Origin of the sequence: Lactobacillus laiwuensis, from assembly GCF_019972835.1 — a bacterium.
In the GTDB taxonomy this organism is placed as follows: Bacteria; Bacillota; Bacilli; order Lactobacillales; family Lactobacillaceae; genus Lactobacillus; species Lactobacillus laiwuensis.
The window spans coordinates 81,780-108,296 of sequence record NZ_BPPB01000004.1 but is presented as its reverse complement, the minus strand read 5'-3'; the positions used below and the strand labels follow the sequence as shown (position 1 = coordinate 108,296).

The following is a 26,517-nucleotide window of genomic DNA, read 5'->3' as shown; positions in this document are numbered from 1 at the left end:
TTTTGATCGACGTAAATAAATTTGAAAGCATGCAAATTGGTCTTGCCTCTCCTAATAAAATTCGTAGCTGGTCATACGGTGAAGTTAAAAAGCCGGAAACTATTAATTATCGAACTTTAAAGCCGGAAAAAGACGGTTTATTTGATGAACGAATTTTTGGACCGACAAAAGATTGGTCATGTGCATGTGGTAAATATAAGGGTGTGAGATACCGTGGGATCGTTTGTGATCGCTGTGGTGTTGAAGTTACCTCCTCTAAAGTTAGAAGAGAGCGGATGGGCCATATTGAATTAGCTGCACCTGTTACTCATATTTGGTACTTTAAAGGTATTCCATCAAGAATGGGACTTATTTTGGATATTTCTCCCAGACTTCTTGAAGAAGTTATCTATTTTGCGGCTTATATTGTAATTGATCCAGGAGATACCGACCTTGAATTTAAACAGCTTTTGACTGAAGCTGAATATCGTGAGCAAAAAGCTAAATATGGCAATCGTTTTACTGCAAAAATGGGTGCAGAAGCAATTCGTGACTTGCTCCGTAAGGTTGATTTAAATAAAGAAGTTACCGATTTAAAGAAAGAATTGGAAACTGCAACTGGTCAAAAACGGACTCGGGCCATTAGAAGACTTGATATTCTTGATGCGTTTAAAGATTCCGGTAACAAGCCAGAATGGATGGTTATTGACGCAGTACCTGTTATACCACCAGATTTAAGGCCGATGGTTCAACTCGAAGGTGGCCGTTTTGCAACCTCAGATTTAAACGACTTATACCGGCGTGTTATCAATCGTAACAACAGGCTAAAGAGGCTGCTTGACTTAAATGCTCCTAATATCATTGTGCAAAATGAAAAACGGATGTTGCAAGAAGCCGTTGATGCATTGATTGATAACGGCCGTCGTGGTCGTTCTGTAGTAGGACCGGGTAACCGTCCACTTAAATCTCTGTCACATATGCTTAAGGGTAAGCAGGGACGTTTCCGTCAGAACTTACTGGGTAAACGTGTTGATTATTCAGGCCGTTCAGTTATTGACGTTTCACCAAAATTAAAATTCTATCAATGTGGTGTTCCTCGTCCGATGGCTCTAGAATTGTTTAAACCATTTGTAATGCACGAACTCGTTAAACGTAAGATTGCTACAAATATTAAGAGTGCTAAGCGTAAAATTGATCGCGAAGACGATGACGTCTGGGACGTACTTGAAGATGTAATCAAGGAAAGAACGGTATTACTAAACCGGGCTCCTACCTTACACCGTTTGAGTATTCAAGCTTTTGAACCTGTTTTAGTGCCGGGCAAATCTATTCGACTGCACCCTCTTGCCTGTGAAGCATATAATGCTGACTTTGATGGTGACCAGATGGCCATTCATGTGCCATTATCTGACGAAGCTGTTGCTGAATCGCGGATGTTAATGCTAGCTGCTCACCATATTTTGGCTCCTAAGGATGGTAAGCCTATTGTTACTCCATCTCAAGATATAGTTTTGGGTAACTATTGGTTAACTCAAGCTGAAAAAGGTCGTGAAGGTGAAGGAATGATTTTCAATTCACCTGATGAGGCAACCGTTGCTTACACCAACGGTGACATTCATTATCACACTATTATCGGAATGTCTGCTGATTCAATGCTTAAGAAAGCATGGCCTAAAGGTTATGAACATGGCATTTTTGTTACTACATATGGCAGAATCATTTTTAATCAAATTTTCCCAGAAGACTATTTCTACGTTAACGAGCCAACTGAAGAAAATTTAAATAATCCACTTGCAGCCAAGTACTTCTTGGAGCCTGGTGAAGATATTCATGAAAAAATAGATACTGTAGCAAACGATTTACTTTCTACACCATTTAAGAAGTCATTCTTGTCCGATTCAATTGCTACAATTTACAAGTATTACAAAGTTCAAAGAACTTCTGAATACCTTGATGATTTGAAGACTTTGGGATATACCAGTTCAACTACTTCTGGTATTACAATCGGTATGACTGATGTTCCTGAAATTCAAGATAAAGATGAAAAAGTTGCTAAGGCCCATAAACAAGTTGATGTTGTGTCCAAGCAGTTTAGACGTGGCTTGATTACTGAAGATGAGAGACACGACCGGGTAATTAGTATTTGGAATGATTGTAAAGACCAAGTTCAAGACGAAATTGCTCAGATTTATGACCCGCGTAACCCTATTACTATCATGGCCGACTCCGGAGCTCGTGGTAACATTTCAAACTTTACTCAACTTGCTGGTATGCGTGGATTGATGGCAACACCAAACGGTGGGTTGTTCGAAATTCCAGTTACTTCTAACTTTAAGGAAGGTTTGTCAGTTCTAGAATTATTCATGTCTACTCATGGTGCTCGTAAGGGAATGACCGATACCGCCTTGAAGACTGCTCAGTCTGGCTACTTGACTCGTCGTCTAGTAGATGTTGCACAGGATGTTATTATTCGTGATGATGACTGTGGGACTGACCGTGGCATTAATGTTCATGCAATTATGGAGGGTGACGAATTAATTGAACCGCTCTATGATCGTTTACTTGGCCGCTTTACTGCCGAAACAGTGAAGGATCCAAAGACTGGTGCTACAATTGTTGGTCGCAATGTCATGATGGATGAAGATATAGCACATCAGATTTGTGATGCTGGTGTAACTAACGTGAAGATCCGTTCGATCCTAACTTGTGATACACCACACGGTGTTTGTCGCAAATGTTACGGTATGAACCTTGCCACTGGTGAAGAAGTTGAAGTTGGTGAAGCAGTTGGTACTGTTGCTGCTCAATCTATTGGTGAGCCTGGTACACAGCTTACTTTACGTACATTCCACAACGGTGGTGTTGCCGGTGCTGAAGATATTACTCAAGGTCTTCCTCGTGTGCAGGAATTGTTTGAAGCTCGTAATCCTAAAGGACGTGCGATAATTTCTGAAGTAGATGGAGTAATTGACTCAATTCAGGAAAATCCTGCTGAACATACTCGTGAGATTACTGTCAAAGGCAGAATCGATACTAGAAGTTACAGCGTGCCTTATACTGCTTCAGTTGCTGTTGCCGAGGGTGATGAAGTTCATCGTGGTGACAAATTGACTCTTGGTTCCATCGATCCAAAAGAATTGATTCAGGTTACTGATACCTTAACTACTGAGGAGTACATTCTGGTTGAAGTCCAAAAAGCATATAGAATGCAAGGTGTTGATATTTCTGATAAACACGTTGAAGTATTGACAAGACAAATGTTGCAAAAAGTTCGTGTGCTTGATCCAGGTGAAACTGATCTTTTACCGGGTGAGGTAATGGATATTAATCAGTTTAAGGACCGTAACAAGTCTGTGATTATTTCAGGTGGTATTCCTGCAACTGCACAAAGTGTAATTTTGGGTATTACTAAAGCCGCTCTTGAAACCAACAGTTTCTTGTCAGCCGCTTCCTTCCAGGAAACAACTCGTGTATTAACTGATGCTTCTATCAGAGGAAAGAATGATCCGCTACTTGGATTAAAAGAAAATGTTATTATTGGTAAGATAATTCCAGCTGGTACTGGTCTTCCGATTTATCGTGATATGGAACCTGAGTCAGATGTAAAGAAACCTAAATCTGTTTATTCAATTGCTGATATTGAGAAAAAGATGAAGGAAGCAGACCAAGCTAAGGAATCATAATCTAATTTAATTAAAAACTGTTCCGTTAGAAATTACTAACGGAACAGTTTTTTGTTTACCCAAAATTTTTACTTTAAAATCTTTCCAAATAACATATATGATATTGTCCATAAAATAATGCCAACAACCAAAAAGACCAAATATTTTCGCTAAATCTAGTATTGATTTAGTTTGGAACCAACCACTGAATACTAAACAAGGATATACGGTAACCAGCATGATTAGAAAGTGAGCGACAGATTGTCTTGTTAACGACCAACTTTCGACATCATAAATAACAGAGGTTGCAGCAACTGCAGTTATTATTAGTCCCGTGATAAATGTCGATGTGACGCTATAATCATCGATATGTTGTAATTTCATAATTCCTGAAAATATACTCATAATGATAAAAGGTATGGCGCCCCGTGTTACTGCAGATAAAATTTAGTGCATCGTTTTTCCTCAATTAATTTTATATATAAGATTTTATCATGGTCTAAAACATAAAAGAAGGTAAATTGTAAAATGAAGTTGAACACTTGCACTGATTAGAAAATAAGTGAAAAAACTGGATCATATTTAATGAGAAAAAGTGCCGTATATATTTTATAATTTGGAATTTTATGAATAATTAGTGATATTATGATTAAAAAATGATATAATCAGAAAAAATCATGAGAGGGATGTTGAAATTGAGGGAAAATGATTTTTCTTTAAAGAGACTTGTATTATTAGCATTATTAACTGCGATTAACGTTGTTGTTAGTCGAATTTTCATTATTCCAATGCCCTTGACTCATGGAAATATTAATTTGTGTGATGCAATTATTTATTTAGTGGCACTTTTGTTTGGTCCTGTAGCTGGAGGTGTAGTTGGTGGTCTTTCAGGATTTTTACTTGATCTTCTGGGTGGATATGGCCAGTTTATGCTATTTTCTCTTGTTGTCCATGGTTTAGAAGGCTTCTTTGTTGGATTAGTCTTTAAATACTGGAATTTAAGAAATCAGATAGTCAAGGGGGGAATTGCCGGAGTAGTAGGAGTATTTTTTATGGTAGCCGGCTATTTTATCACTAATACAGTTCTTTATACGTGGGCAGCTGGCTTTGCCAGTCTTTTTACCAATACAATTCAAGGAGCAGTTGGGGTAGTATTAGCCCTAGTACTGCTGCCAAGTTTTCAGAATTTGCTGGCAAGATACAGTTAACACATGCTTGAAAAAATAATTTTTATGGTTTATAGGAGCTGCCATCTTATTTTATTTAAGATGCAGCTTTTTATTTACATAAAAGTTGAATGATTAATCCAATGTAAATAAAAGGAATAAATGCTATAGGCTGTTTCTCATTCATTTCGCTGCTGAAAAAAACGATTAGCAGAGTTATTGAAGCAATTAAAAAAGTTAAATTGGCTAATTTAGAGCTAAAGTAAAAGGATAAGATTAGATAGACTATTAAGTCTCCACTACCGCATTTTTTTCTAATTGTTTCAAAAAGCAAAAGCAAAAAGACGGGAAAAAACCGAATAAAACCTATAATACTAATACTGTTTAAATTATTCATTATACGTAGAACCGAAATAACAAGTGCAGGAAATACCAAGATAATATCAAATTCCTGAACTTGATAATCGCTGATTGCAGTTAATAGTAGGCTAAATAAAACAATTGCTGTATATATCCCCTGGATGTTGCCGAAATTTATTTTATAAAAAGCGAAACCGCCTAAAAATTCTGTTAAAAAATATTCACAGGGAATGTGAATTTTACAATAACGGCAACGACCTTTAAGTATTAAATAGGAAATTAAAGGTATTTCATCTAACAAGCACAGCTGTTGATTACAATTAGTGCATTTTGAGCGACTGAAGATAAAGTCTTCTTTGCCGAGTCTTTCGATAATTACACATGCATGAGAAGCTAGGCATGTGCCAATCAAAAAATTGCTAATTCCAAAAATCCATTCCATAATTATTTACCTCGCCTAATCAGATACGCAAAAAATTTAACTTGCTTTTTTATTAATAAAAATAATTTGCTTTTTTGCGACAAGCGAGTACAATAGTCATTGTGTATTTTGAAGATTATCTAGGACTAAAAAAAGAAACTCCTGGATGTGTGAACAAAATAATAAATTTTTTAGGAGGAAAATTTAATGCCAACCATTAACCAATTGGTAAGAAAAGGCCGTCACACTAAGACGACTAAATCAAAGTCACCAGCTTTAAGCTATGGCTACAACAGTATGAAGAAAGAGCTAGTAGCTAATCCAGCACCTCAAATGCGTGGAGTTGCAACTCGTGTCGGTACTATGACGCCAAAGAAGCCAAACTCAGCTTTGCGTAAGTATGCTCGTGTGCGTCTTTCAAACTTAATTGAAGTAACTGCTTATATTCCAGGTGAAGGTCATAATTTACAGGAACACTCTGTTGTTTTAATTCGTGGTGGTCGTGTAAAGGACCTTCCTGGTGTTCGTTACCATATTATTCGTGGTGCCCTTGATACTGCTGGTGTTGAAGGCAGAAAGCAAGGCCGTTCTAAATACGGTGCCAAGAAAGATTAAGGAGGAGTTAAATAATGCCTAGAAAAGGACATGTAGCTAAAAGAGATATTTTAGCGGATCCAGTATACAATTCAAAGCTCGTAACTAAGTTGATCAACCATTTAATGATTGATGGTAAAAGAGCTAAGGCTTCTTCAATCCTTTATGATGCTTTTGACATTGTTAAAGAAAAGACCGGCAAAGAGCCACTTGATGTTTTTGAAGAAGCTATGAATAATATTATGCCTGTTTTGGAAGTTAGAGCTCGCCGTATTGGTGGTTCAAACTATCAGATTCCAGTTGAAGTTCGTCCTGAAAGAAGAACTACTTTAGGTTTAAGATGGTTAGTTTCTTACGCTCGTTTACGTAATGAACATACTATGGATGAACGCTTGGCTAACGAAATTATTGATGCTTCAAACAATACTGGCTCAGCTGTTAAAAAGCGTGAAGATGTTCACCGTATGGCTGAAGCTAACCGTGCATTTGCACACTATCGTTTCTAATTTTTTAGGGAAAGGAAAAAATCTATGGCTAATAAGCGTGAATTTCCATTAGAAAAAACACGTAACATTGGTATTATGGCCCATATTGATGCGGGTAAGACTACCACAACAGAGCGTATTCTTTATTACACTGGTAAGATCCATAAAATTGGTGAAACCCATGAGGGTGATTCACAAATGGACTGGATGGATGAAGAAAAAGAACGTGGTATCACTATTACTTCTGCAGCTACTACTGCACAATGGAAAGATTACAGAATTAACATTATCGATACCCCTGGACACGTTGACTTCACTATCGAAGTTGAACGTTCCTTGCGTGTTCTTGATGGTGCCGTAACTGTTCTTGACGCTCAAGCTGGTGTAGAACCTCAAACTGAAAATGTTTGGCGCCAAGCTGAAACTTACGGTGTTCCTCGAATTGTTTTTGTTAACAAGATGGACAAGATTGGGGCAGACTTTGACAAGTCTGTTAAGTCTTTACACGAACGTTTAAATGCCAATGCTTTAGCTGTGCAAATGCCAATTGGTTCTGCCGAAAGCTTCGAAGGTGTTATTGATTTACTTAACATGGTAGCTGATGTTTATGATGAAGATAAACTTGGCTCTAAATGGGATACTATTCCTGTTCCTGATGAATACAAAGAAGAAGCGGAAAAGCGTCGGGGTGAACTGATTGAACAGGTAGCAGATGTTGATGATGACATCATGGAGAAATACCTTAACGGTGATGAGATTTCTGTTGATGAATTAAAAGCTGCTATTCGTAAAGCTACATTGGATTTGAAGATCTTCCCTGTATTTGCAGGTTCAGCTTTCAAAAACAAGGGTGTACAAATGATGCTTGATGGCGTTGTGGACTATTTGCCATCTCCATTAGATGTTAAACCTTATGTTGCTCATGATCCAAAGACTGGTGAAGAAGTTGAATTAGTTGCTGGAGATGAAAAGCCATTCTCCGCATTAGCATTTAAGATTGCTACTGACCCATTTGTTGGTCGTTTAACTTATATTCGTGTTTACACCGGTTCACTTGAATCAGGGTCCTACGTTTTAAATGCTTCTAAAAATAGCCGTGAACGTGTTGGTCGTTTGTTGCAAATGCATGCCAACTCCAGAAGTGAAATTCCTGAAGTATTTTCCGGTGATATTGCTGGTGCCATCGGTTTAAAGAACACTACAACTGGTGATTCATTAACTGACCCTGATCATCCATTGATTTTGGAAAGTTTGGAAGTTCCAGATCCAGTTATTCAAGTTTCTATTGAGCCTGAATCTAAAGCTGATCGTGATAAACTTGACATCGCTTTGCAAAAGTTGACTGAAGAAGACCCGACTTTTAGGGCTGAAACAAATGCCGAAACTGGTCAGACTTTAATTTCCGGAATGGGTGAGTTGCATCTGCAAATCATGGTTGAGCGTATGAAACGTGAATTCCATGTTGAAGCTAAGATTGGTGAGCCACAAGTTGCTTATCGTGAAACCTTTACTAAACCTGCTAAGGCACAAGGTAAATTTGTCCGTCAGTCTGGTGGTAAGGGTCAATACGGTGATGTCTGGATTGAATTTACACCAAATGAAAGAGGAAAAGGTTACGAGTTTGAAGATGCCATTGTCGGTGGTGTTGTTCCTCGTGAATTTATTCCAGCTGTTGACGCAGGTTTGCAAGAATCAATGAAGAACGGTATTCTTGCTGGTTATCCATTAATTGACGTCAAGGCTAAGCTTTATGATGGTAGTTACCACGAAGTTGACTCTTCTGAAGCTGCTTTTAAGGTTGCTGCATCATTGGCATTGAGAAATGCTGCTCCTAAAGCAGGTGCAGTTATCCTTGAACCTATTATGAAGGTTCAAGTAATTACACCTGAAGACTATCTTGGCGATGTAATGGGTTCAATTACAGCTCGTCGTGGTACGATGGACAATATGCAAGATCGTGCTGGTGCTAAAGTTCTAAATTCAATGGTTCCACTTGCCGAAATGTTTGGCTATGCAACTACTTTGCGTTCTTCAACACAGGGTCGTGGTACATTTACAATGGTCTTTGATCACTATTCACCAACTCCTAAGTCCATCCAAGAAGAAATTATTAAAAAGCGTGGCGGCAACGCAGAATAATTTTTAATAGTTAAACAAAAATAAATACAATAATTGAGCTGTTGGCTTTGCCAATAGCTCTTTTTTATTCTGTTTAAAACTTTTTAATTAAGCTTATTAGGAACCAAAAGTTTAAAAATCTAAAAGTATTTTTAAATGGAATTTTGGGACCACATTAATCTTTCTTACACTTATTAAATTTATTATTATAAATTTAGGCAAATTTGTTGAAATTATTCTAGTTGGAGCTTATTTTGTTTACTGCTAGTAATTACATTTTTTAATTTTTATAAAAATTGTTAAAGTTCTAGTATTTTAGCGTTAATATCAAGAAAAGTATCCTTTAAGCCTTGATATTCAGGCATAAAACAGGTATACTATTTTTTGTGTGTCTAGGGCGTATTCTGCCTTAAAGCACATTTTGTTGTAAAGCGTTGATACAAAAGGTTGCGGCACACCAGGCTGCATTGCCACAGAGGTGGTGCCGGGAATTTTTGTGGAAGCTAGTCATCTTTTAAAGAAGACGTTGAGGAGGTAATTTAATGGCAAGTCAATCAATTCGTATCAGACTTAAGTCATACGAACATGGTATTCTCGATGAATCAGCTGCTAAAATTGTAGCTACTGCAAAGAGAACTGGAGCTGAAATCTCAGGTCCAGTTCCATTGCCAACAGAAAGGGTATTGTTTACTGTTTTGCGTTCACCACACATGAACAAGGACTCACGTGAACAATTTGAAATTCGTACGCATAAGCGTTTAATCGATATTTTAAATCCAACACCTAAAACTGTTGACTCTTTAATGAAGCTTGATTTACCAAGTGGTGTTGACATCGAAATTAAACTTTAATTTTAAAAAGAAAGAGGTGTAATCATGACCAAAGGAATCTTAGGAAGAAAAGTTGGTATGACCCAAATCTTCACTAAAGATGGTATCCTTGTGCCCGTAACTGTTGTTGAAGCAACTCCTAATGTAGTTATGCAAGTTAAGACAGTTGAATCAGACGGCTACGAAGCAGTTCAATTAGGATATCAAGATAAGCGTGAAGTTTTGAGCAACAAACCAGAAAAAGGTCATGCTGCAAAAGCAAAGACTTCGCCTAAGCGCTTCATACGTGAAATCCGCGGAGTTGAGCTTAAGGACTACGAAGTCGGCTCAGAAGTTACTGTGGACACATTTAAGGAAGGTGACGTAGTTGACGTCACTGGTACTACAAGAGGTCATGGATACCAAGGTAACATTAAACGTTGGGGCCAATCACGTGGACCAGAAACTCACGGTTCAAGATACCACAGAATTCCTGGTTCAATGGGTTCCATCATTAACCGTGTACCTAAAGGCAAGCGTTTGCCAGGCCACATGGGAATGAAGAAAGTTACCATTGAAAACTTAGTAATTGAAAAAGTTGTAGCAGATAAGAATGTATTGTTAATCAAGGGCAATGTTCCTGGTGCTAAGAATTCATTGCTTACTGTTAGATCTGCTGTTAAAAGTAATAAATAGGAAGGAGGACTAGAATGGCTAATTTAAAGGTTATTGATCAAAAGGGCAAAGATGCTGGTGAAGTTACTTTAAATGATGAAGTGTTTGGTATTAAGCCAAATGAGAGCGTAGTTTTTGACGCAATTATCAGACAAAGAGCTGGCAGACGTCAAGGCACCTCGAAGGTTAAAAATAGATCCGCTGTTCGTGGTGGTGGTAAGAAACCTTGGAAACAAAAAGGTACAGGACGTGCTCGTCAAGGTTCCATCCGTTCACCACAATGGCGTGGTGGTGGTGTAGTTTTCGGACCAACTCCACGTTCCTATGTGTACTCAATGCCAAGAAAGCAAAGGCGCTTGGCTATTAAGTCTGTTCTTTCTCAAAAGTTGATTGATAAAGATTTAATTGTTTTAGATCAATTGACAATGTCAGCTCCTAAAACAAAAGAATTTAAGTCAATCTTAGACGGCTTAAAAGTTGAAGGCAAAGTTTTAGTTGTTTCTGAAGATAAGAATGTTCAATACTCAGCTAAGAATTTGCCAAATGTTAAGGTAATCACTGCAAATGGTTTGAATGTTGAAGATGTTGTCAACTATGACAAATTAATCTTGACAAAAGAAGCCGTTGAAATGATTGAAAAGAATGTTGAGGGGGCTTCGACGAAATGAGTGCACACGATATCATTTTAAGACCTGTCATTACTGAAAAGTCAACGAACTTAATGGATGATAAGAAATACACTTTCAACGTGCTTTTAACTGCAACCAAGACTCAAGTTCGTGATGCTGTTGAAGAAATTTTTGATGTTAAGGTCAAAAAAGTTAATATCATGAATGTTCGTGGTAAGGATAAGCGTGTTGGTCGCTATTCAGGTAAAACTGCTCGTACACGTAAAGCAATCGTCACCTTAACTGAGGATTCAAACGACATCAAAATTTTCAAAGACGATAACGATAATAAAGAAGAAAACAAGTAATAGGAGGTCAGTCAATTGGCTATTAAAATTTATAAGCCAACCACAAATGGTCGCCGTAATATGACTACTTCTGACTTTGCTGAAATTACCAAGAGCAAGCCAGAGCGTACTTTACTTGAGTCACAATCACACACTGCAGGTCGTAACTCTTATGGTCATATTACTAGTAGACACCGTGGTGGTGGACATAAGCAAAAATATCGTATTATTGATTTTAAACGTAATAAAGATAACGCCAAAGCTGTAGTTAAGGCAATCGAATACGATCCAAATAGAACTGCTAATATTGCGCTTCTTCACTATACCGATGGTATTAAAGCTTATATCCTAGCACCAAAGGGTTTAACAGTTGGTGATGTGGTAGAATCTGGAACTAACGCAGATATTAAGCCAGGAAACGCTTTACCATTAAAGAATATTCCAACTGGTACATCAATTCACAATATTGAATTAAGTCCTGGTAAAGGTGGTCAGCTTGTTAGAAGTGCTGGAGCCAGTGCTCAAGTTTTAGGTAATGATGGTAAGTACACCTTAGTTAAATTACAGAGTGGTGAAGTTCGCAAGATTTTATCAGTTTGTCGCGCAACTATCGGTGTTGTAGGTAATGAACAACATTCATTAATCCAATTAGGTAAAGCTGGCCGTAGTCGCTGGTTAGGCAGACGCCCACAATCACGTGGTTCAGTAATGAACCCTAATGATCACCCACATGGTGGTGGTGAAGGTAAAGCTCCTGTAGGTCGCCCACAACCAATGACTCCATGGGGCAAGAAAGCTCGCGGTATTAAGACTAGAAATAGTAAGAGAGCCAGCGAGAAGTTAATTGTACGTCACCGTAAAGGTAGCAAATAATAGAAGGAGGGTAATTTAATGAGCCGTAGTATTAAAAAAGGGCCTTTTGCTGATGCATCTTTATTAAAGAAAGTTGATGCACAGGCAGATACAGATAAAAAACAGGTTATTAAAACCTGGTCACGTCGTTCAACTATTTTTCCTTCTTTTGTTGGTTTGACTATAGCTGTTTACGATGGTAGAAAGCATGTCCCAGTATATATTACCGAGGATATGGTTGGTCATAAGTTAGGTGAATTTGTTCCGACAAGAACTTTCCGTGGACATAAGACATCTGACGACAAGGCTACTGCAAAATAAAGAAAGGAGAAACACTTAAATGGCAGAACAAGTTAGTTCAGCTAGGGCAGAAGCAAGAACAGTTCGTATTGCTCCAAGAAAAGCACGTTTAGTCGTTGATTTGATTCGTGGCAAAGACGTTGCTGAAGCATTGGCAATCTTGCAATTTACGCCTAGAGCTGCTTCCCCAATCGTTGAAAAAGTTTTACGCTCAGCAATTGCAAATGCAGAACACAATTATGATCTTGAAAGCGCCAATCTTTATGTATCTGAAGCATACGTAAATGAAGGAGCTACTTTAAAGAGATTTAGACCACGTGCCAAAGGTATGGCTTCTCCTATTAATAAGAGAACTAGTCATGTAGTTGTAGTAGTGTCAGAAAAGAACGATTAAGGGAGGTATATTAATGGGTCAGAAGATTAACCCAAATGGTTTTCGTCTCGGCGTAATTCGTGACTGGGAATCTAAATGGTATGCTGACAGAGGATACAAAGAAACTTTAAATGAAGATCTGCGTATCAGAAAATTCATTGATAAAAAGTTAAAGAATGCCTCTGTTTCTACTGTTGAAATTGAACGTGCAGCCAACAGAATCAACGTATCAATCAATACTTCTAAACCTGGTATGGTAATTGGTAAAGGTGGTTCTGAAGTTGAAGCTTTAAGAAGAGAATTAAATGCTTTGACTAAGAAGCAAGTACACGTTAATATTGTTGAAATTAAAAAACCAGATCTTGATGCCAAATTAGTGGCTGAAAGCATTGCTAGTCAACTTGAAGCTCGTATTGCTTTTAGACGTGCTACTCGTCAAGCCACTCAAAGAACAATGCGTGCTGGTGCTAAGGGAATCAGAGTACAAACATCTGGTCGTTTGAACGGCGCTGACATGGCAAGAAGAGAATGGCATACAGAAGGTCGTGTTCCATTACAAACTTTAAGAGCTGATATTGATTATGCTTGGGTAAATGCCTACACCACATATGGTGAAATTGGTGTTCAAGTATGGATTAACCGGGGTGAAATCTTACCTTCTAAAAGTAAGAAGCCCGAAAAAGCTGCGAAGGGAGGAAGCAAATAATGCCTCTAGTACCAAAAAGGGTGAAACACCGTCGTGAGTTTCGTGGTAAGATGCGTGGCGCTGCTAAGGGTGGTAAGACCATTGCTTTTGGTGAATATGGATTACAAGCCCTTGAGTCCCACTGGATTACTACACAACAAATCGAAGCTGCCCGTGTTGCGATGACTCGTTACATGAAACGTGGCGGTAAGGTTTGGATTAGAATTTTCCCTCAAAAATCATACACTGCAAAGGGTGTTGGTGTCCGGATGGGTTCCGGTAAAGGTGCACCTGCAGGCTGGGTAGCTGTAGTCAAGAGAGAAAAGATTATGTTTGAAATTGGTGGCGTTGATGAAGCTACTGCTCGTGAAGCTTTAAGACTTGCTGCAACTAAGCTACCAATTAAATGCAAATTTGTGACTAAAAGTTCGGAAGTAGGTGGCAATTCTAATGAAGGCTAAAGAAATCAGAGCATTAACCACTGATCAAATGTTAGACAAGGAAAAGCAATATAAAGAAGAACTCTTTAATTTGCGTTTTCAACAAGCAACGGGTCAATTAGAAAATACCGCTCGCCTAAGTAAAGTCCGTAAAAACATTGCTAGAATTAAAACAATTCTTAGCGAAAAAGCATTGGAAAAAGATTAGTGGAAGGGAGTTATTAACTTGAGCGAATCAATCGAAAGAAATCATCGTCACGTATATCAAGGCGAAGTAATTTCTGATAAGAATGACAAGACTATAACTGTTGTTGTTGATACTTATAAGAATCACCCTGTCTACAAGAAACGTATCAAATATTCAAAGAAATATTACGCACAAGATGATAAAAATGAAGCTAAAGTTGGCGATACTGTTCGTATCATGGAAACTCGTCCATTATCTCGTACAAAGCGCTTTCGTTTAGTTGAAATTGTTAAAAAATCTGTTTAATTTTGCGGATTTAGTGAGGGGAGGATTATATAGTGATTCAAAATGAATCCCGTTTGAAGGTTGCTGATAACTCAGGTGCCAGAGAACTTTTAGTTATTAGAGTCTTAGGTGGATCAAGACGTAAGACTGGTAACATTGGTGATATTGTGGTTGCAACTGTTAAACAAGCAACACCAGGTGGCGTTGTCAAAAAAGGTGACGTTGTCAAGGCCGTTATTGTTAGAACAAAATCAGGCGCACGCCGTGAAGATGGATCATACATCAAGTTTGATGAAAATGCTGGTGTAGTTATCAATGCAGATAAGAGTCCACGAGGTACTCGTATCTTTGGGCCTGTTGCACGTGAGCTGCGTGAGCACGACTTTATGAAAATCGTCTCTCTTGCTCCTGAAGTCTTATAATAAGTGAGGTGCACTGATGTTTGTTAAAACTGGTGACAAAGTAAAAGTTATTACCGGAAAAGACAAAGGTAAAGAAGGTATTGTTTTATCTGTTAACGTTAAGAAAAATCGTGTGGTTGTCAAAGGCGTTAATAAGATCAAGAAACATCAAAAACCTTCTCAGACTAATGCTAATGGTGGTGTAGTTGAATCTGAAGGATCAATTCACGCATCAAACGTTAAAGTCATTGCTAAGTCAGAAGGCAAAACCAATGACAAAAAAGAAGAAACTAAGAAGTAGAAGGGAGGACACAAATGGCAAATTATTTAGCTCAAGAATATAAAGAAAAAATTGTTCCTGCATTGCAAGAAAAGTTTGATTACAGCTCAGTTATGCAAGTACCAAAGATTGAAAAAATAGTTTTGAACATGGGTGTTGGAGACGCTGTTTCTAATGCTAAAAACTTAGATGAAGCTGTAGAGGAATTGACTTTAATCTCAGGTCAAAAGCCATTGGTTACTAAAGCCAAAAAGTCAATTGCTAACTTCCGCTTGCGTGAAGGTATGTCTATTGGTGCTAAGGTAACTCTTAGAGGCGATAGAATGTACGATTTCTTATATAAGTTAATCAGTGTTTCACTTCCTCGTGTTCGCGACTTCCGCGGTGTATCAAGCCGTTCGTTTGATGGTCGTGGTAACTACACTTTAGGTATTAAGGAACAATTGATTTTCCCAGAAATTGACTTTGATAAAGTTAATAGAACTAGGGGTTTAGATGTTGTTATCGTTACTACTGCCAATACAGACGAAGAAGCTCGTGAGCTTCTAGGTCAGTTTGGTATGCCGTTTGCAAAATAATGGAGGACATTAATGGCTAAGACATCACAAAAAATTAGAAATCATCGTCCTGCTAAATTTTCTTCACGTGAATATACTCGTTGCGAGAGATGTGGTCGTCCACGCTCCGTTTATCGTAAGTTTGGTTTATGCCGTATTTGCTTGAAAGATTTAGCTCACAAAGGTCAAATCCCAGGCCTCAAAAAGGCTAGTTGGTAATACGGATTGGAGGATAGCATAAATGGTCATGACAGATCCGATCGCAGACTACTTGACTAGAATTAGAAATGCCAATATGGCAAAACATAATTCTGTTGAAATTCCTGCATCAAACATTAAAAAATCTATTTCAGAAATCTTGAAACGCGAAGGCTTCATCCGTGATTACGAAGTTACCGATGATAATAAACAGGGTATGATTAAGATTTTCTTGAAATATGGTCCTGACGGCGAACGTGTCATTTCAGGCTTAAAGAGAATTTCTAAGCCGGGTCTTAGAAATTATGTTAGTGCCGAAAACCTACCTAAAGTACTTAATGGTTTGGGTATAGCCATCGTATCTACTTCTGCAGGTGTGATTACTGACAAAGAAGCAAGACAAAAAGATGTTGGTGGCGAAGTTATCGCTTACGTTTGGTAATTCTGACAGAAAGGAGAGCAATCAATGAGCCGTATCGGTTTAAAAACAATTGAAGTCCCAGATAGTGTCACTGTTACCAAAAATGGTGACAATATCACTGTTAAAGGACCTAAGGGTGAATTGACTAGATATTTTGATCCAAAAATTACCTTTAAACAAGAAGATGGCAAGATCAACTTTTCACGTTCAAATGAAAATGATAAAGCACTTCATGGAACTGAAAGAGCTAATCTAGCTTCTATGGTTGAAGGTGTAGTTGATGGTTACAAGAAAACTTTAAAATTAATTGGTGTTGGTTATCGTGCCACTGCACAAGGTAACAAATTAACTTTAAATGTCGGTTATTCTCACCCAGTTGTAATGACTGCACCAGAAGGTGTTTCAGTAAAAGCTACTTCAGCAACTGATATTGAAGTAGAAGGAATTTCTAAGCAAAATGTAGGACAATTTGCTGCTGAAATTCGCGATGTACGTCCGCCAGAGCCTTATAAGGGTAAAGGTATTCGTTATACTAATGAATACGTACGTCGTAAGGAAGGTAAGACAGGTAAATAGTAAAAATTTTGAGGTGAAATTGTGATTTCGAAACCAGATAAGAACAAATTGCGCTTAAAGCGTCATAAACGTATTCGTAGCAAAATTTCTGGTACTGCTGAGCGCCCACGCTTAAGCGTTTTCCGTTCAAACAAAAACATCTACGCTCAATTAATTGATGACGTAGCGGGTGTAACGCTAGCAAGTGCCTCAACTTTAGATGATTCTGTATCAAAGGATCAAACTAAAGTAGAACAAGCTCAAGCTGTTGGTAAAGGTATTGCCGAAGCAGCAAAGGCTAAAAACATTACTAGTGTAGTGTTTGATAGAAGTGGTTATTTATACCACGGCCGTATTTCAGCATTGGCAGATGCCGCTCGTGAAAACGGATTAGAGTTCTAGGAAAGGAGATAAATACATGGCAAACCGCAACGATTCTCGTAATAATCGCAGAAATAAAGACGACATCGAAGATCAGTTAGTAGCAATTAATCGTGTCACCAAGGTTGTCAAAGGTGGTCAAAGAATGAGATTTGCTGCCCTGGTAATTGTTGGCGACAAAAAAGGTCGTGTAGGCTTTGGTACTGGTAAAGCTCAAGAAGTTCCAGAAGCAATCCGTAAGGCCGTTGAAGCTGGTAAAAAGAATATGATCAAGGTTCCTAAGGTTGGTACTACTATTCCTCATGAAGTAATTGGTCATTATGGATCAGGTAGTATCATGATTAAACCTGCTCCAGCAGGTTCAGGTGTTGCTGCCGGTGGTGCCGTTCGTATCGTTATGGATATGGCAGGTATCGCTGATGTTACTTCTAAGTCACTTGGTTCTAATACTCCTATCAACGTTGTTCGTGCAACAATAGATGGATTGAAGAAACTTAGAACAAGTGAAGATGTTGAAAAGCTTCGTCACGCTGAATTAGATTAGGGAGACTGAATAAATGACTGAATTAAAAGTTACTTTAATTAGAAGTGCTGCGCACCGTCTGCCTAACCAAAGAAAAGTTGTGAAAGCTCTTGGCTTAGGTAGAATTAATAGTACAGCTACTTTACCAGACAATGCTGCAACTCGTGGTGCATTAATGAAAATTGCCCACCTGATTTCAGTTGAAGAGATTAATAAATAACTAGTTGAGGAGGTGCCAATTAATGAAGCTTCATGAATTACATGCTGCTGAGGGTTCACGCAATACAAGAAAACGTGTTGGTCGTGGTACTTCAAGTGGTTTTGGAAAGACTTCTGGCCGTGGCCAAAAGGGACAGTTGTCTCGTCAAGGCGGTCATACCCGTCTAGGTTTTGAAGGTGGTCAAATGCCATTATTTAGAACCATGCCAAAACGTGGATTTAAGAACGTTAATCGTAAAGAGTATGCAATCATTAACTTAGATGACTTAAACAAGTTTGAGGATGGCAGCGAAGTTACAGTTGCTGGTCTTAAAGAAAAAGGTTTGGTAAAGAAAGAATTATCAGGCGTTAAATTGCTTGCAAAAGGTGAGTTAAAAGTTAAGTTAAACGTAAAGGTTAACAAAGTTTCCGCCACTGCTAAAAAAGCAGTTGAAGAAGCAGGCGGATCTGTTGAGGTGATCTAATGTTTTCGACCTTGAAGAACGCCTTTAAGGATAAAGAAATAAGAAATAAAATTTATTTTACACTCTTTATTCTTTTGATATACCGAATTGGAGCGAATATTACTGTTCCAGGTGTCAACGCAAAAGCGATTACTCAAGTTGCACAAACTGGTTTAGTTCCGATGCTGGATACAGTTTCTGGTGGGGGACTAGATAATTATTCAATTTTCTCATTAGGTGTTTCCCCTTATATAACTGCACAAATTGTTATTCAGCTGTTACAGATGGATATTGTTCCAACACTAGTAGAGTGGGGCAAACAAGGTGAAGTTGGACGACGAAAGACTAATAATGTAACTCGTTGGCTTGCTTTGTTTGTGGCATTTATTCAAAGTATAGGAATTACGCTTGGTTTCAATGCATTAACACAAATGGGCCTAGTTAAGTCACAAAATTGGCAGTCTTATGGCGAAATTGCAATAATTATGACGGCTGGAACGATGCTTTTAACTTGGCTTGGTGATGAAATTACTGATAAAGGTTTAGGTAATGGAGTTTCAGTAATTATTTTTGCTGGTATTATAGCTCGGCTACCTCGTGGCCTTTGGCAACTTTATAAAGATGGCGTTATCAATAATAACGCTAGTGATCGTTGGCAAGGGATTTTGTTCTTCATCGCGATTATCATTGCAATACTTATCGTAACCCAATTAGTTACATGGGTAGAACAGGCAGATCGTCGAATTCCAATACAATACACAAGACGAGCAACTATTAGTGGCTCTGAAAGTTTTTTGCCATTAAAGGTTAATGTTTCTGGAGTTATTCCAGTCATATTTGCTAGTTCATTCATTATTACACCAGCAACAATTTTGATGGCCTTTCAGAAGTCTCAAGGCGATCAACAATGGTATAAAATAATGACCAACATATTTAGTATGCAAACTACCCCTGGAGTCATAATCTACACTGTTTTAATTATCTTGTTTACATTCTTTTACGCTTTTGTTCAGGTTAATCCTGAGAAGCTGGCTAAGAATTTACAAAAACAAGGTGCGTACATTCCGAGTGTTTGGCCCGGTAAAGATACACAGGATTATGTATCAAAGGTACTAATTCGGTTATCAACTGTAGGATCTGTATTTTTAGGTCTGGTAGCATTATTGCCACAGCTTGCTACTAATTTTTGGGATTTACCAAGTTCAATTGGATTAGGCGGTACTAGCCTTTTAATTGTTATTGGTGTTGTCTTGGAACTATCTCGTCAAATTAACGGATTGTTAATGAAGAGAGAATACGTTGGATTCATCAGATAGGAATGGATAAATGATTAATATATTTCTTTTAGGGTTGCCTGGTGCTGGCAAAGGTACGGTATCAGAACAAATTGTCGATAAATATCATCTAACTCATATTTCAACTGGGGATATGTTTAGAGAAGCAATGGCTAATGAGACTAAAGTTGGTCTTGAAGCTAAAAGTTACATTGATAAAGGTGATTTGGTACCAGATGAAGTTACTGCAAAATTAGTTGAAGAGCGCTTAGGTCAACCAGACATTAATGAAGGCTATATCTTAGACGGCTTTCCGAGGACAATTGTTCAAGCAGAGCTTTTCGAAGATATTGCTAAGCGCATGAATAAGCAACTAACAAATGTAATTTCACTTGAAGTCAAAGAAGAAACTTTGATAAGACGTTTATCAGCACGCTTTATGTGTAAAAAGTGCGGTGCAACATATAACAAGATTACGAAAATGCCTAAAGTTAAGGAAACTTGTGATCGTTGTGGTAGCCATGACTTTTACCAACGTGAAGATGACAAACCTGAAGTAGTACAAAATCGTTTAAAAGTAAATGAAAAGATGAATGCACCGCTGAAAGACTTTTACCAGAAAAAAGGTTTGTTCACTGTTGTAGATGGTGAACAGACACCTGAAGAAGTGTTTAAGAATGTTGATGCGGTTTTAAGTAAAAAGCAATAATTTGTATATTTACTTTTCCGTGTTATAATTTCAAAGTATGACTGTTTAAATGCGGAGGAACGGCTTTGGCAAAAGATGATGTCATAGAAGTAAAGGGTAAGGTTGTTGATACCCTACCTAATGCTATGTTTAAAGTTGAATTGGAAAATGGAGCTGTGATTTTAGCACATGTTTCCGGTAAGATTAGGATGCACTATATTCGCATTTTACCTGGAGACCGTGTTACTGTGGAACTTTCTCCTTATGATTTGACTAAAGGTAGAATAACTTATCGATTTATAAAGTAATAACGGAGGGAAACATGAAGGTTAGACCATCTGTTAAACCAATGTGTGAACATTGTAAGATAATTAAAAGAAATGGTCGTGTAATGGTTATTTGCTCTGCAAATCCAAAGCACAAGCAACGTCAAGGTTAAAATAATAGGAGGTGCAATTTATGGCACGTATTGCTGGTGTTGACTTACCAAGAGATAAAAGAATAGTTGTTGCATTAACATATATTTACGGAATTGGTGAACCAACAGCACAAAAAATTTGTGCGGATGCTGGTGTTTCTGAAGACATACGTTCAAAAGATTTGACTCCAGATGACCAAGAGAAGCTTCGTGCAGAAGTTGATAAATACCGTGTTGAAGGTGACTTACGTAGAGAAGTAAGTATGAACATCAAACGGTTAATTGATATTGGTTCTTACCGTGGTATTCGTCACCGTAGAGGACTTCCGGTTCGCGGTCAAAATACCAAAAATAATGCCCGTACACGCAAGGGTAGTAAGAAAAATAAATAGAAATTTTAAGGAGGTTTATTGATGCCTAAAACAGCACGTAAACGTCGTGTGAAGAAGCACGTTGAAAAAGGCGTTGCTCATATTCATTCTACGTTTAACAATACTTTAGTCATGATTACTGACGTTCAAGGCAACGCGATTGCTTGGTCTTCAGCTGGGGCATTAGGCTTTAAAGGTAGTCGTAAGTCTACACCATTTGCTGCACAAATGGCGGCCGAAGCAGCAGCTAAGAGCGCAATGGATCAAGGCATGAAACATGTAGAAGTTTCTGTTAAAGGTCCTGGTGCTGGTCGTGAATCTGCTATAAGATCACTACAAGCGACTGGACTTGAAATCACCGCTATTCGCGATGTTACACCAGTTCCTCATAATGGTTCTAGACCACCAAAACGTCGTCGTGTTTAATTTTGTTCTTAATGAAGGACATTGCGTTTTGAAAGGGGCCTAGTAATGATTGAATTTGAAAAACCAAATATTACCGTAGTAGACCAAGAGAAGTCTTATGGTAAATTTGTTATTGAACCACTTGAACGAGGCTTTGGTACTACTTTAGGTAACTCATTACGTAGAGTTTTACTGACATCTATCCCAGGTACAGGACTTGTTTACGTTCAAATAGATGATGTCTTACACGAATTCTCAACCGTTCCAGGCGTAAGAGAAGATGTCGCTAAGATAATCCTGAACCTTAAGAAACTTGAATTAAAGTCTTTTTCAGATGAACAAAAGATTATTGAAATTGACGTAGAGGGTCCGGCTACTGTAACCGCCGATGATCTTAAAGCTGACGCAGACATTCAAATCCTAAATCCTGATCAATATATTTGTACTATTGCTGACGGTGGTCACTTGCATATGCAAATTGCTGTTAAAAATGGTCGTGGCTATGTTGCAGCAAGTGATAATAAGAGTGAGGATATGCCAATTGGGGTTATTCCGGTTGATTCTTTATTTTCTCCAATAAAAAAGGTTAATTATCAAGTTGAATCAACTCGTGTTGGTAAAAGAGACGATTTTGACAAGCTCACTTTAGAGATTTGGACAGATGGTTCAATCAAGCCTAACGATGCCCTCAGTTTCGCAGCCAAAATATTAGTTGCACACTTTAAAGTGTTTGAAACTGCTGATGCAAATACTAAATTCAATGATGTAATGGTTGAAAAAGAGGACGATACAGCTGAAAAGAAGCTTGAAATGACAATTGAAGAGCTTGATCTTTCTGTTCGTTCATACAATTGTCTTAAGCGTGCCGGTATTAATACGCTGCAAGAATTGACTGATAAAACAGAAGCAGATATGATGCGTGTACGTAATTTAGGACGTAAATCGTTGGAAGAAGTTAAAAATAAATTAGCTGACTTGGGACTATCATTACGTCAAGAAGATTAATTAAAGAAATAAAGGAGGTAAACTGATGGCATACCGTAAATTGGGACGTGACAGTGCACATAGAAAAGCAATGCTGAGAGAAATGACTACTCAATTAATCATGAAGGAACGCATCACTACTACCGAAGCTCGTGCTAAAGAAGTTCGCAAAACCGCCGAAAAGATGATTACTTTAGGCAAACGCGGAGATTTGGCTGCAAGAAGAAGAGCAGCTGCTTTTGTTCGAGATGAAGTTGCTGATATTCATGAAGAAAAGGATGCAGTAGTTGTTAAATCAGCTTTGCAAAAGCTTTTTAGCGATATTGCACCTCGTTACAAAGATAGAAATGGTGGATACACCAGAATTATGAAGCTTGCCACAGCTCGTAAGGGTGATGCAGCTCCAATGGTTATTTTAGAATTAGTTTAATTCAAATAATCCAAACTTAATAGCTATTAAGAATTATCCGTGAGAGTGAGAATAAGCGTTAAGATGATGACGAAAGTTTAGTCTAGCTTAGATAATTATATTATCCCTCCTCATGGGTGATTTTTTTTGCTCTTTTTATTTTGTTTAAGCACCAAAAAAGTAAGATAATTTTTTAAAATGAATTCAGAACGAATTAAATCTTATTAGGTAATAGAAATGATAATTTTGATCTATAAAGGTTTCAATCAGTATTCAGAATTGTTGTTTTTTTTGGTACAATTGAATCAGACTTTTAGGACGGTGAGAGTATGGCAACCGATAATATTATTAAAATAAAAAATGTAAGTTTTTCCTATCCAGAGTCAGACGCTCCCGCTATAGATAACATTAGTTTCAATGTAAAAAGGGGTTCATGGACTTCAATTATTGGTCATAATGGTAGTGGTAAATCAACAATTATCCGCCTAATTAATGGTTTGCTAGTACCAGATGAAAATGGTAGTCCTTCAATTGAAGTAGATGGAATAAAACTAACGGATGATACAGTTTGGGAAGTTCGCAATAGAGTAGGCATTGTCTTTCAAAATCCTGATAATCAGTTCGTGGGAGCAACAGTGGCTGACGATGTTGCATTTGGCTTAGAAAATCGTGGCATTCCTCATTCAGAAATGGTTAAAATAGTTCCGGAAGCGATTAAAGCTGTGGGCATGAGCGAATACACAAATGCAGAGCCTGCAAATTTATCGGGTGGTCAAAAACAAAGAGTGGCTATTGCTGGTATATTAGCTATTAAGCCTAAAATTATTGTGTTAGACGAAGCTACTTCAATGCTAGATCCTGAGGGAAGAAATCAAATACTCTCAATTGTTAAGGATATGAAAGAAAAGTATGACTTGACTGTAATTTCCATTACTCATGACATTGATGAAGCTAATATGGCTGATCAAGTTTTAGTAATGAATGATGGTAAATTAATTACACAAGGAAGTACTAAAACTGTTTTTAGTCAAGTTAGCCTTCTTAAAAACATAGGTCTAGATGTACCGTTTTTTGAGCAAATTAAAGAAAAATTGCAGCAAGATGCAATAAAATTACCTGATAACTTAGATTCAGAAAAAGAGTTGATTAATTATCTATGTCAATTAAATTCAAAAATGTAAGCTATATTTATTCTCCCGAAACTCCACTTGCAAAAAAGGGGTTAGATAATGTTTCTTTTGAGTTAAAAGATGGGACTTTTAATGCAATAATTGGACATACGGGTAGTGGGAAATCGACTCTTATGCAGCATTTTAATGCTCTTATTAAACCTACAACAGGAAAAATAGAAATAGCTGGTACAACTATAACGCCAGAAACTACAAATAAAAATTTAAAGGATTTAAGAAGACATGTAAGTTTAGTTTTTCAGTTTCCTGAAACGCAGTTGTTTGAAAATACTGTTTTGGATGATATTGCCTTTGGTCCTAAAAATTTTGGTTATGAGAATGAAAAAGCTCTTGAAAGTGCTAAATATTGGCTAAAAAGAGTGGGTTTATCTGAAGAAATTGGTAAAAGATCACCATTTGAACTTTCTGGTGGCCAAATGAGAAGAGTAGCAATAGCTGGAGTAATGGCGTATGAACCAGATATTCTTTGTTTGGATGAGCCAGCGGCCGGACTTGATCCGGAAGCGCGTAAACAAATGATGGCACTATTTTCTGATTACCAAAAACAAGGACACACAGTAATATTAGTTACACATAATATGGACGATGTGGCTAAATATGCCGATAATGTTTTAGTTATGGAACAAGGTAAACTTATTAAGCAAGACACACCTACAGAAATTTTTAAAGATCGTAAGTGGTTGCAAGAGCATCATCTAGAAGAACCCAAAGCTTCTCTATTTGCAGGCAAATTAACTAACTATAAATTTACCGAAATGCCATTAAGCATTAATAATTTAGTTAAAGAAATAGAAAATAATTTGAAGGGGTGATTGCGTGAGTAAAATCTTAATTGGTCGTTATGTAGCTGGTGATTCGATAGTCTATAGAATGGACCCTCGAGGGAAATTACTCGCAACTATTCTCTTTATTTTATTTGTCTTTTTGGCTAATAATCCAATTTCATATCTTATAGTAACTATCTTTAGTTTAGCTGCAGTTGCTGCTACAAAGCTAAAACCTAAAATTTTTTGGGATGGAGTAAAGCCATTAATTTGGCTAATTTTGTTTACTTCTTTTTTGCAACTATTTTTTACTGTTGGGGGAACTGTATACTGGCGCTGGACAATTTTTGCCTTATCAAGTTACGGCTTTACTAATGCAATTTTTATATTTATTCGTTTCACTGTAATTATTTTAATATCAACAGTAATGACAGTTACAACTAAGCCACTCGAAATTGCTGATGCGATCGAATGGCTATTAAAACCGCTTAAATTGATTCGTATTCCAGTAGATAAGATAGCACTTGTAATGTCAATAGCACTTCGCTTTGTGCCCACTCTATTTGATGAAACTTTTAAAATAATGAATGCTCAGCGCTCACGTGGTGCAGATTTTAATAACGGTGGATTAGTTACTAGAGCAAAGGCAATCACACCACTTTTAGTGCCACTGTTTATTAATTCTTTGGAAACAGCAATTGATTTATCAACTGCGATGGAGTCTCGCGGATATCGCGGTGATAAGGGAAGAACAAAATTTAGAGTATTAAAATGGTCTAATGTAGACTTTATAAATTTGTTTTATTTTGTTTTATTATTAGGACTTCTATTAGTATTTAGGACACATTGATGACAACAAGATATAAAATGACAGTCGCTTATGACGGCCATCTATTTCACGGATTTCAGTATCAACCACACCAAAGAACTGTGCAAGGTACAATTGAAACAGCATTATATAAAATGACAAAAGGCAAAACCGTGATTGTCGAAGGTTCAGGCCGTACAGATGCTGGTGTTCATGCACTAGGTCAAGTAATTCATTTTGATTATCCAGGTAAACAAATTCCACCTGAAAGAATGATTTGTGCATTGAATTCAATGATGCCACTAGATATTATATTTAAAAATTGCGCAGTAGTCGATGAAAAATTTCATGTTAGATATAGTGCAAAAGGTAAGTGGTACCGGTACTGTGTTAGTCTGGATAGGTTTGTTGACCCTTTTAAACGTTTCTATACAGGACACTATCCTTATCCAGTTGATATAGAAAAAATGAAAAAAGCTGCTGCTGATTTGCTGGGTACTCATGATTTCACTAGTTTTGCTGCTAGTGGTGGCCAAATAAAAAACAAAGTGCGTACGATGTATTACGTAAATATACAAAAAGATCAAAGAAATAATGAAATTATCTTTGATTTTATTTGTTCAGGATTTCTTTATAACATGGTTCGTATTTTAGTAGCTATGTTATTAGAGATTGGCAGAGGTAAACGTCCTGTAAATGATATTCCCCGGGTAATATCTGCTAAGGATCGAGAACAGGTGAGAGAAACTGCTCCAGCAAGTGGACTATTTTTGTATCATGTTTTTTATGAAAATATACCGGAAAAGTACAGGCTTGATAGGGATTAATATTGACTTTTTAATTAAAAAGACTTATTATATTTAAGTATGTTTGTCCACGATA

Annotated in this window: 40 protein-coding genes; 38 read left to right on the top strand and 2 right to left on the bottom strand. The window is 37.5% G+C overall.

The window, feature by feature from the left end; genetic code table 11:
- Nucleotides 1-2: 2 nt before the first annotated feature.
- Nucleotides 3-3,662 carry a DNA-directed RNA polymerase subunit beta' gene (gene rpoC, locus LDM92_RS03310; protein WP_223902005.1) on the top strand — a complete coding sequence of 1,220 codons (3,660 nt, stop codon included), beginning with the start codon at nucleotides 3-5 and terminating at the stop codon, nucleotides 3,660-3,662.
- Nucleotides 3,663-3,668: 6 nt separating this feature from the next.
- On the opposite strand, the gene LDM92_RS03305 is transcribed toward rpoC, so the two are convergent.
- Nucleotides 3,669-4,088 (bottom strand): DUF3021 family protein, encoded by a 420-nt coding sequence (locus LDM92_RS03305; RefSeq protein ID WP_444979779.1) that lies wholly within the window; start codon nucleotides 4,086-4,088, stop codon nucleotides 3,669-3,671.
- Between the two features lie 239 nt (nucleotides 4,089-4,327).
- Here LDM92_RS03305 and LDM92_RS03300 point away from each other — a divergent pair, with 239 nt between their 5' ends.
- On the top strand, nucleotides 4,328-4,849 hold the full coding sequence (locus tag LDM92_RS03300) for an ECF transporter S component (RefSeq protein ID WP_223902004.1): 522 nt from the start codon (nucleotides 4,328-4,330) through the stop codon (nucleotides 4,847-4,849).
- A 70-nt stretch (nucleotides 4,850-4,919) separates the two neighbouring features.
- Here the strand turns inward: LDM92_RS03300 and LDM92_RS03295 are convergent, their stop codons facing one another.
- On the bottom strand, nucleotides 4,920-5,609 hold the full coding sequence (locus LDM92_RS03295; RefSeq protein ID WP_223902003.1) for a prepilin peptidase: 690 nt from the start codon (nucleotides 5,607-5,609) through the stop codon (nucleotides 4,920-4,922).
- Nucleotides 5,610-5,795: 186 nt separating this feature from the next.
- On the opposite strand from LDM92_RS03295, the gene rpsL reads away from it, so the two are divergent.
- The 36 genes from rpsL (at nucleotide 5,796) to truA (ending at nucleotide 26,462) form a co-directional block, all read left to right on the top strand.
- Entirely contained in the window at nucleotides 5,796-6,203 is a 408-nt protein-coding gene (gene rpsL, locus LDM92_RS03290) for a 30S ribosomal protein S12 (protein ID WP_034980479.1), read from the top strand.
- Nucleotides 6,204-6,217: 14 nt separating this feature from the next.
- A complete protein-coding gene (gene rpsG / locus LDM92_RS03285; protein WP_034980476.1) occupies nucleotides 6,218-6,688 on the top strand; it encodes a 30S ribosomal protein S7 in 471 nt (156 codons plus the stop codon).
- Nucleotides 6,689-6,712: 24 nt separating this feature from the next.
- Nucleotides 6,713-8,806 carry an elongation factor G gene (fusA, locus tag LDM92_RS03280; RefSeq protein ID WP_046332458.1) on the top strand — a complete coding sequence of 698 codons (2,094 nt, stop codon included), beginning with the start codon at nucleotides 6,713-6,715 and terminating at the stop codon, nucleotides 8,804-8,806.
- Nucleotides 8,807-9,327: 521 nt separating this feature from the next.
- The gene (gene rpsJ, locus LDM92_RS03275; protein WP_034980470.1) at nucleotides 9,328-9,636 is read left to right on the top strand and encodes a 30S ribosomal protein S10; all 309 of its coding nucleotides are present in this window, start codon (nucleotides 9,328-9,330) and stop codon (nucleotides 9,634-9,636) included.
- A 24-nt stretch (nucleotides 9,637-9,660) separates the two neighbouring features.
- Nucleotides 9,661-10,290, top strand: a complete 630-nt coding sequence (rplC, locus tag LDM92_RS03270) for a 50S ribosomal protein L3 (protein WP_046332457.1) — start codon at nucleotides 9,661-9,663, stop codon at nucleotides 10,288-10,290.
- 14 nt (nucleotides 10,291-10,304) lie between these two features.
- On the top strand, nucleotides 10,305-10,937 hold the full coding sequence (rplD, locus tag LDM92_RS03265; RefSeq protein WP_223902002.1) for a 50S ribosomal protein L4: 633 nt from the start codon (nucleotides 10,305-10,307) through the stop codon (nucleotides 10,935-10,937).
- Entirely contained in the window at nucleotides 10,934-11,245 is a 312-nt protein-coding gene (rplW, locus tag LDM92_RS03260) for a 50S ribosomal protein L23 (RefSeq protein WP_034980462.1), read from the top strand. Before rplD ends, rplW begins: the two co-directional genes overlap by 4 nt.
- Nucleotides 11,246-11,260: 15 nt before the next feature.
- The gene (gene rplB / locus LDM92_RS03255; RefSeq protein WP_223902001.1) at nucleotides 11,261-12,097 is read left to right on the top strand and encodes a 50S ribosomal protein L2; all 837 of its coding nucleotides are present in this window, start codon (nucleotides 11,261-11,263) and stop codon (nucleotides 12,095-12,097) included.
- A gap of 18 nt (nucleotides 12,098-12,115) precedes the next feature.
- The gene (gene rpsS, locus LDM92_RS03250) at nucleotides 12,116-12,397 is read left to right on the top strand and encodes a 30S ribosomal protein S19 (RefSeq protein WP_034980456.1); all 282 of its coding nucleotides are present in this window, start codon (nucleotides 12,116-12,118) and stop codon (nucleotides 12,395-12,397) included.
- 19 nt (nucleotides 12,398-12,416) lie between these two features.
- Nucleotides 12,417-12,770, top strand: coding sequence for a 50S ribosomal protein L22 (gene rplV, locus LDM92_RS03245; RefSeq protein WP_034980453.1), 354 nt, complete (start codon nucleotides 12,417-12,419; stop codon nucleotides 12,768-12,770).
- A gap of 13 nt (nucleotides 12,771-12,783) precedes the next feature.
- On the top strand, nucleotides 12,784-13,455 hold the full coding sequence (gene rpsC, locus LDM92_RS03240; RefSeq protein ID WP_046332454.1) for a 30S ribosomal protein S3: 672 nt from the start codon (nucleotides 12,784-12,786) through the stop codon (nucleotides 13,453-13,455).
- Nucleotides 13,455-13,895: a 50S ribosomal protein L16 gene (gene rplP, locus LDM92_RS03235; RefSeq protein WP_046332453.1), complete on the top strand. Its 441-nt coding sequence runs from the start codon at nucleotides 13,455-13,457 to the stop codon at nucleotides 13,893-13,895. Before rpsC ends, rplP begins: the two co-directional genes overlap by 1 nt.
- Nucleotides 13,885-14,082: a 50S ribosomal protein L29 gene (rpmC, locus tag LDM92_RS03230; protein WP_046325352.1), complete on the top strand. Its 198-nt coding sequence runs from the start codon at nucleotides 13,885-13,887 to the stop codon at nucleotides 14,080-14,082. The genes rplP and rpmC overlap by 11 nt, the downstream gene beginning before the upstream one ends.
- A gap of 18 nt (nucleotides 14,083-14,100) precedes the next feature.
- Nucleotides 14,101-14,367 carry a 30S ribosomal protein S17 gene (gene rpsQ / locus LDM92_RS03225; RefSeq protein ID WP_052726888.1) on the top strand — a complete coding sequence of 89 codons (267 nt, stop codon included), beginning with the start codon at nucleotides 14,101-14,103 and terminating at the stop codon, nucleotides 14,365-14,367.
- A gap of 32 nt (nucleotides 14,368-14,399) precedes the next feature.
- On the top strand, nucleotides 14,400-14,768 hold the full coding sequence (gene rplN / locus LDM92_RS03220; RefSeq protein WP_034980437.1) for a 50S ribosomal protein L14: 369 nt from the start codon (nucleotides 14,400-14,402) through the stop codon (nucleotides 14,766-14,768).
- Between the two features lie 16 nt (nucleotides 14,769-14,784).
- Complete coding sequence (rplX, locus tag LDM92_RS03215) at nucleotides 14,785-15,048, top strand: 50S ribosomal protein L24 (protein ID WP_045928451.1); 264 nt, start codon at nucleotides 14,785-14,787, stop codon at nucleotides 15,046-15,048.
- 14 nt (nucleotides 15,049-15,062) lie between these two features.
- Nucleotides 15,063-15,605, top strand: coding sequence for a 50S ribosomal protein L5 (gene rplE / locus LDM92_RS03210; protein WP_034980431.1), 543 nt, complete (start codon nucleotides 15,063-15,065; stop codon nucleotides 15,603-15,605).
- 12 nt (nucleotides 15,606-15,617) lie between these two features.
- Complete coding sequence (locus LDM92_RS03205) at nucleotides 15,618-15,803, top strand: type Z 30S ribosomal protein S14 (protein WP_034980430.1); 186 nt, start codon at nucleotides 15,618-15,620, stop codon at nucleotides 15,801-15,803.
- 22 nt (nucleotides 15,804-15,825) lie between these two features.
- Nucleotides 15,826-16,224 (top strand): 30S ribosomal protein S8, encoded by a 399-nt coding sequence (gene rpsH, locus LDM92_RS03200; RefSeq protein WP_038523731.1) that lies wholly within the window; start codon nucleotides 15,826-15,828, stop codon nucleotides 16,222-16,224.
- A 24-nt stretch (nucleotides 16,225-16,248) separates the two neighbouring features.
- Nucleotides 16,249-16,779, top strand: a complete 531-nt coding sequence (gene rplF, locus LDM92_RS03195; protein ID WP_046332452.1) for a 50S ribosomal protein L6 — start codon at nucleotides 16,249-16,251, stop codon at nucleotides 16,777-16,779.
- 21 nt (nucleotides 16,780-16,800) lie between these two features.
- Nucleotides 16,801-17,160 (top strand): 50S ribosomal protein L18, encoded by a 360-nt coding sequence (rplR, locus tag LDM92_RS03190; RefSeq protein WP_034980422.1) that lies wholly within the window; start codon nucleotides 16,801-16,803, stop codon nucleotides 17,158-17,160.
- A gap of 16 nt (nucleotides 17,161-17,176) precedes the next feature.
- On the top strand, nucleotides 17,177-17,683 hold the full coding sequence (rpsE, locus tag LDM92_RS03185) for a 30S ribosomal protein S5 (protein ID WP_034980420.1): 507 nt from the start codon (nucleotides 17,177-17,179) through the stop codon (nucleotides 17,681-17,683).
- A gap of 13 nt (nucleotides 17,684-17,696) precedes the next feature.
- Nucleotides 17,697-17,882, top strand: coding sequence for a 50S ribosomal protein L30 (gene rpmD / locus LDM92_RS03180; RefSeq protein WP_046332451.1), 186 nt, complete (start codon nucleotides 17,697-17,699; stop codon nucleotides 17,880-17,882).
- Between the two features lie 22 nt (nucleotides 17,883-17,904).
- Nucleotides 17,905-18,345 carry a 50S ribosomal protein L15 gene (rplO, locus tag LDM92_RS03175; RefSeq protein WP_046332450.1) on the top strand — a complete coding sequence of 147 codons (441 nt, stop codon included), beginning with the start codon at nucleotides 17,905-17,907 and terminating at the stop codon, nucleotides 18,343-18,345.
- On the top strand, nucleotides 18,345-19,640 hold the full coding sequence (secY, locus tag LDM92_RS03170; protein WP_046332449.1) for a preprotein translocase subunit SecY: 1,296 nt from the start codon (nucleotides 18,345-18,347) through the stop codon (nucleotides 19,638-19,640). Before rplO ends, secY begins: the two co-directional genes overlap by 1 nt.
- A 10-nt stretch (nucleotides 19,641-19,650) precedes the next feature.
- Nucleotides 19,651-20,307, top strand: a complete 657-nt coding sequence (locus tag LDM92_RS03165) for an adenylate kinase (protein ID WP_223902000.1) — start codon at nucleotides 19,651-19,653, stop codon at nucleotides 20,305-20,307.
- A 65-nt stretch (nucleotides 20,308-20,372) separates the two neighbouring features.
- Nucleotides 20,373-20,594, top strand: coding sequence for a translation initiation factor IF-1 (gene infA, locus LDM92_RS03160; RefSeq protein WP_034980408.1), 222 nt, complete (start codon nucleotides 20,373-20,375; stop codon nucleotides 20,592-20,594).
- A 14-nt stretch (nucleotides 20,595-20,608) separates the two neighbouring features.
- Nucleotides 20,609-20,725, top strand: a complete 117-nt coding sequence (gene rpmJ / locus LDM92_RS03155) for a 50S ribosomal protein L36 (RefSeq protein ID WP_006729432.1) — start codon at nucleotides 20,609-20,611, stop codon at nucleotides 20,723-20,725.
- 20 nt (nucleotides 20,726-20,745) lie between these two features.
- Entirely contained in the window at nucleotides 20,746-21,096 is a 351-nt protein-coding gene (rpsM, locus tag LDM92_RS03150; protein ID WP_034980405.1) for a 30S ribosomal protein S13, read from the top strand.
- 21 nt (nucleotides 21,097-21,117) lie between these two features.
- Nucleotides 21,118-21,501 (top strand): 30S ribosomal protein S11, encoded by a 384-nt coding sequence (rpsK, locus tag LDM92_RS03145; RefSeq protein ID WP_034980403.1) that lies wholly within the window; start codon nucleotides 21,118-21,120, stop codon nucleotides 21,499-21,501.
- Nucleotides 21,502-21,546: 45 nt separating this feature from the next.
- The gene (locus LDM92_RS03140) at nucleotides 21,547-22,485 is read left to right on the top strand and encodes a DNA-directed RNA polymerase subunit alpha (protein ID WP_034980402.1); all 939 of its coding nucleotides are present in this window, start codon (nucleotides 21,547-21,549) and stop codon (nucleotides 22,483-22,485) included.
- Between the two features lie 25 nt (nucleotides 22,486-22,510).
- Nucleotides 22,511-22,894, top strand: coding sequence for a 50S ribosomal protein L17 (gene rplQ, locus LDM92_RS03135; RefSeq protein WP_034980401.1), 384 nt, complete (start codon nucleotides 22,511-22,513; stop codon nucleotides 22,892-22,894).
- 308 nt (nucleotides 22,895-23,202) lie between these two features.
- On the top strand, nucleotides 23,203-24,054 hold the full coding sequence (locus tag LDM92_RS03130; RefSeq protein WP_223901999.1) for an energy-coupling factor ABC transporter ATP-binding protein: 852 nt from the start codon (nucleotides 23,203-23,205) through the stop codon (nucleotides 24,052-24,054).
- Complete coding sequence (locus LDM92_RS03125) at nucleotides 24,030-24,875, top strand: energy-coupling factor transporter ATPase (protein ID WP_223901998.1); 846 nt, start codon at nucleotides 24,030-24,032, stop codon at nucleotides 24,873-24,875. The genes LDM92_RS03130 and LDM92_RS03125 overlap by 25 nt, the downstream gene beginning before the upstream one ends.
- Before the next feature lie 4 nt (nucleotides 24,876-24,879).
- Nucleotides 24,880-25,677, top strand: coding sequence for an energy-coupling factor transporter transmembrane component T family protein (locus LDM92_RS03120; RefSeq protein WP_223901997.1), 798 nt, complete (start codon nucleotides 24,880-24,882; stop codon nucleotides 25,675-25,677).
- On the top strand, nucleotides 25,677-26,462 hold the full coding sequence (gene truA / locus LDM92_RS03115; protein WP_109586589.1) for a tRNA pseudouridine(38-40) synthase TruA: 786 nt from the start codon (nucleotides 25,677-25,679) through the stop codon (nucleotides 26,460-26,462). The genes LDM92_RS03120 and truA overlap by 1 nt, the downstream gene beginning before the upstream one ends.
- Nucleotides 26,463-26,517: the final 55 nt, after the last annotated feature.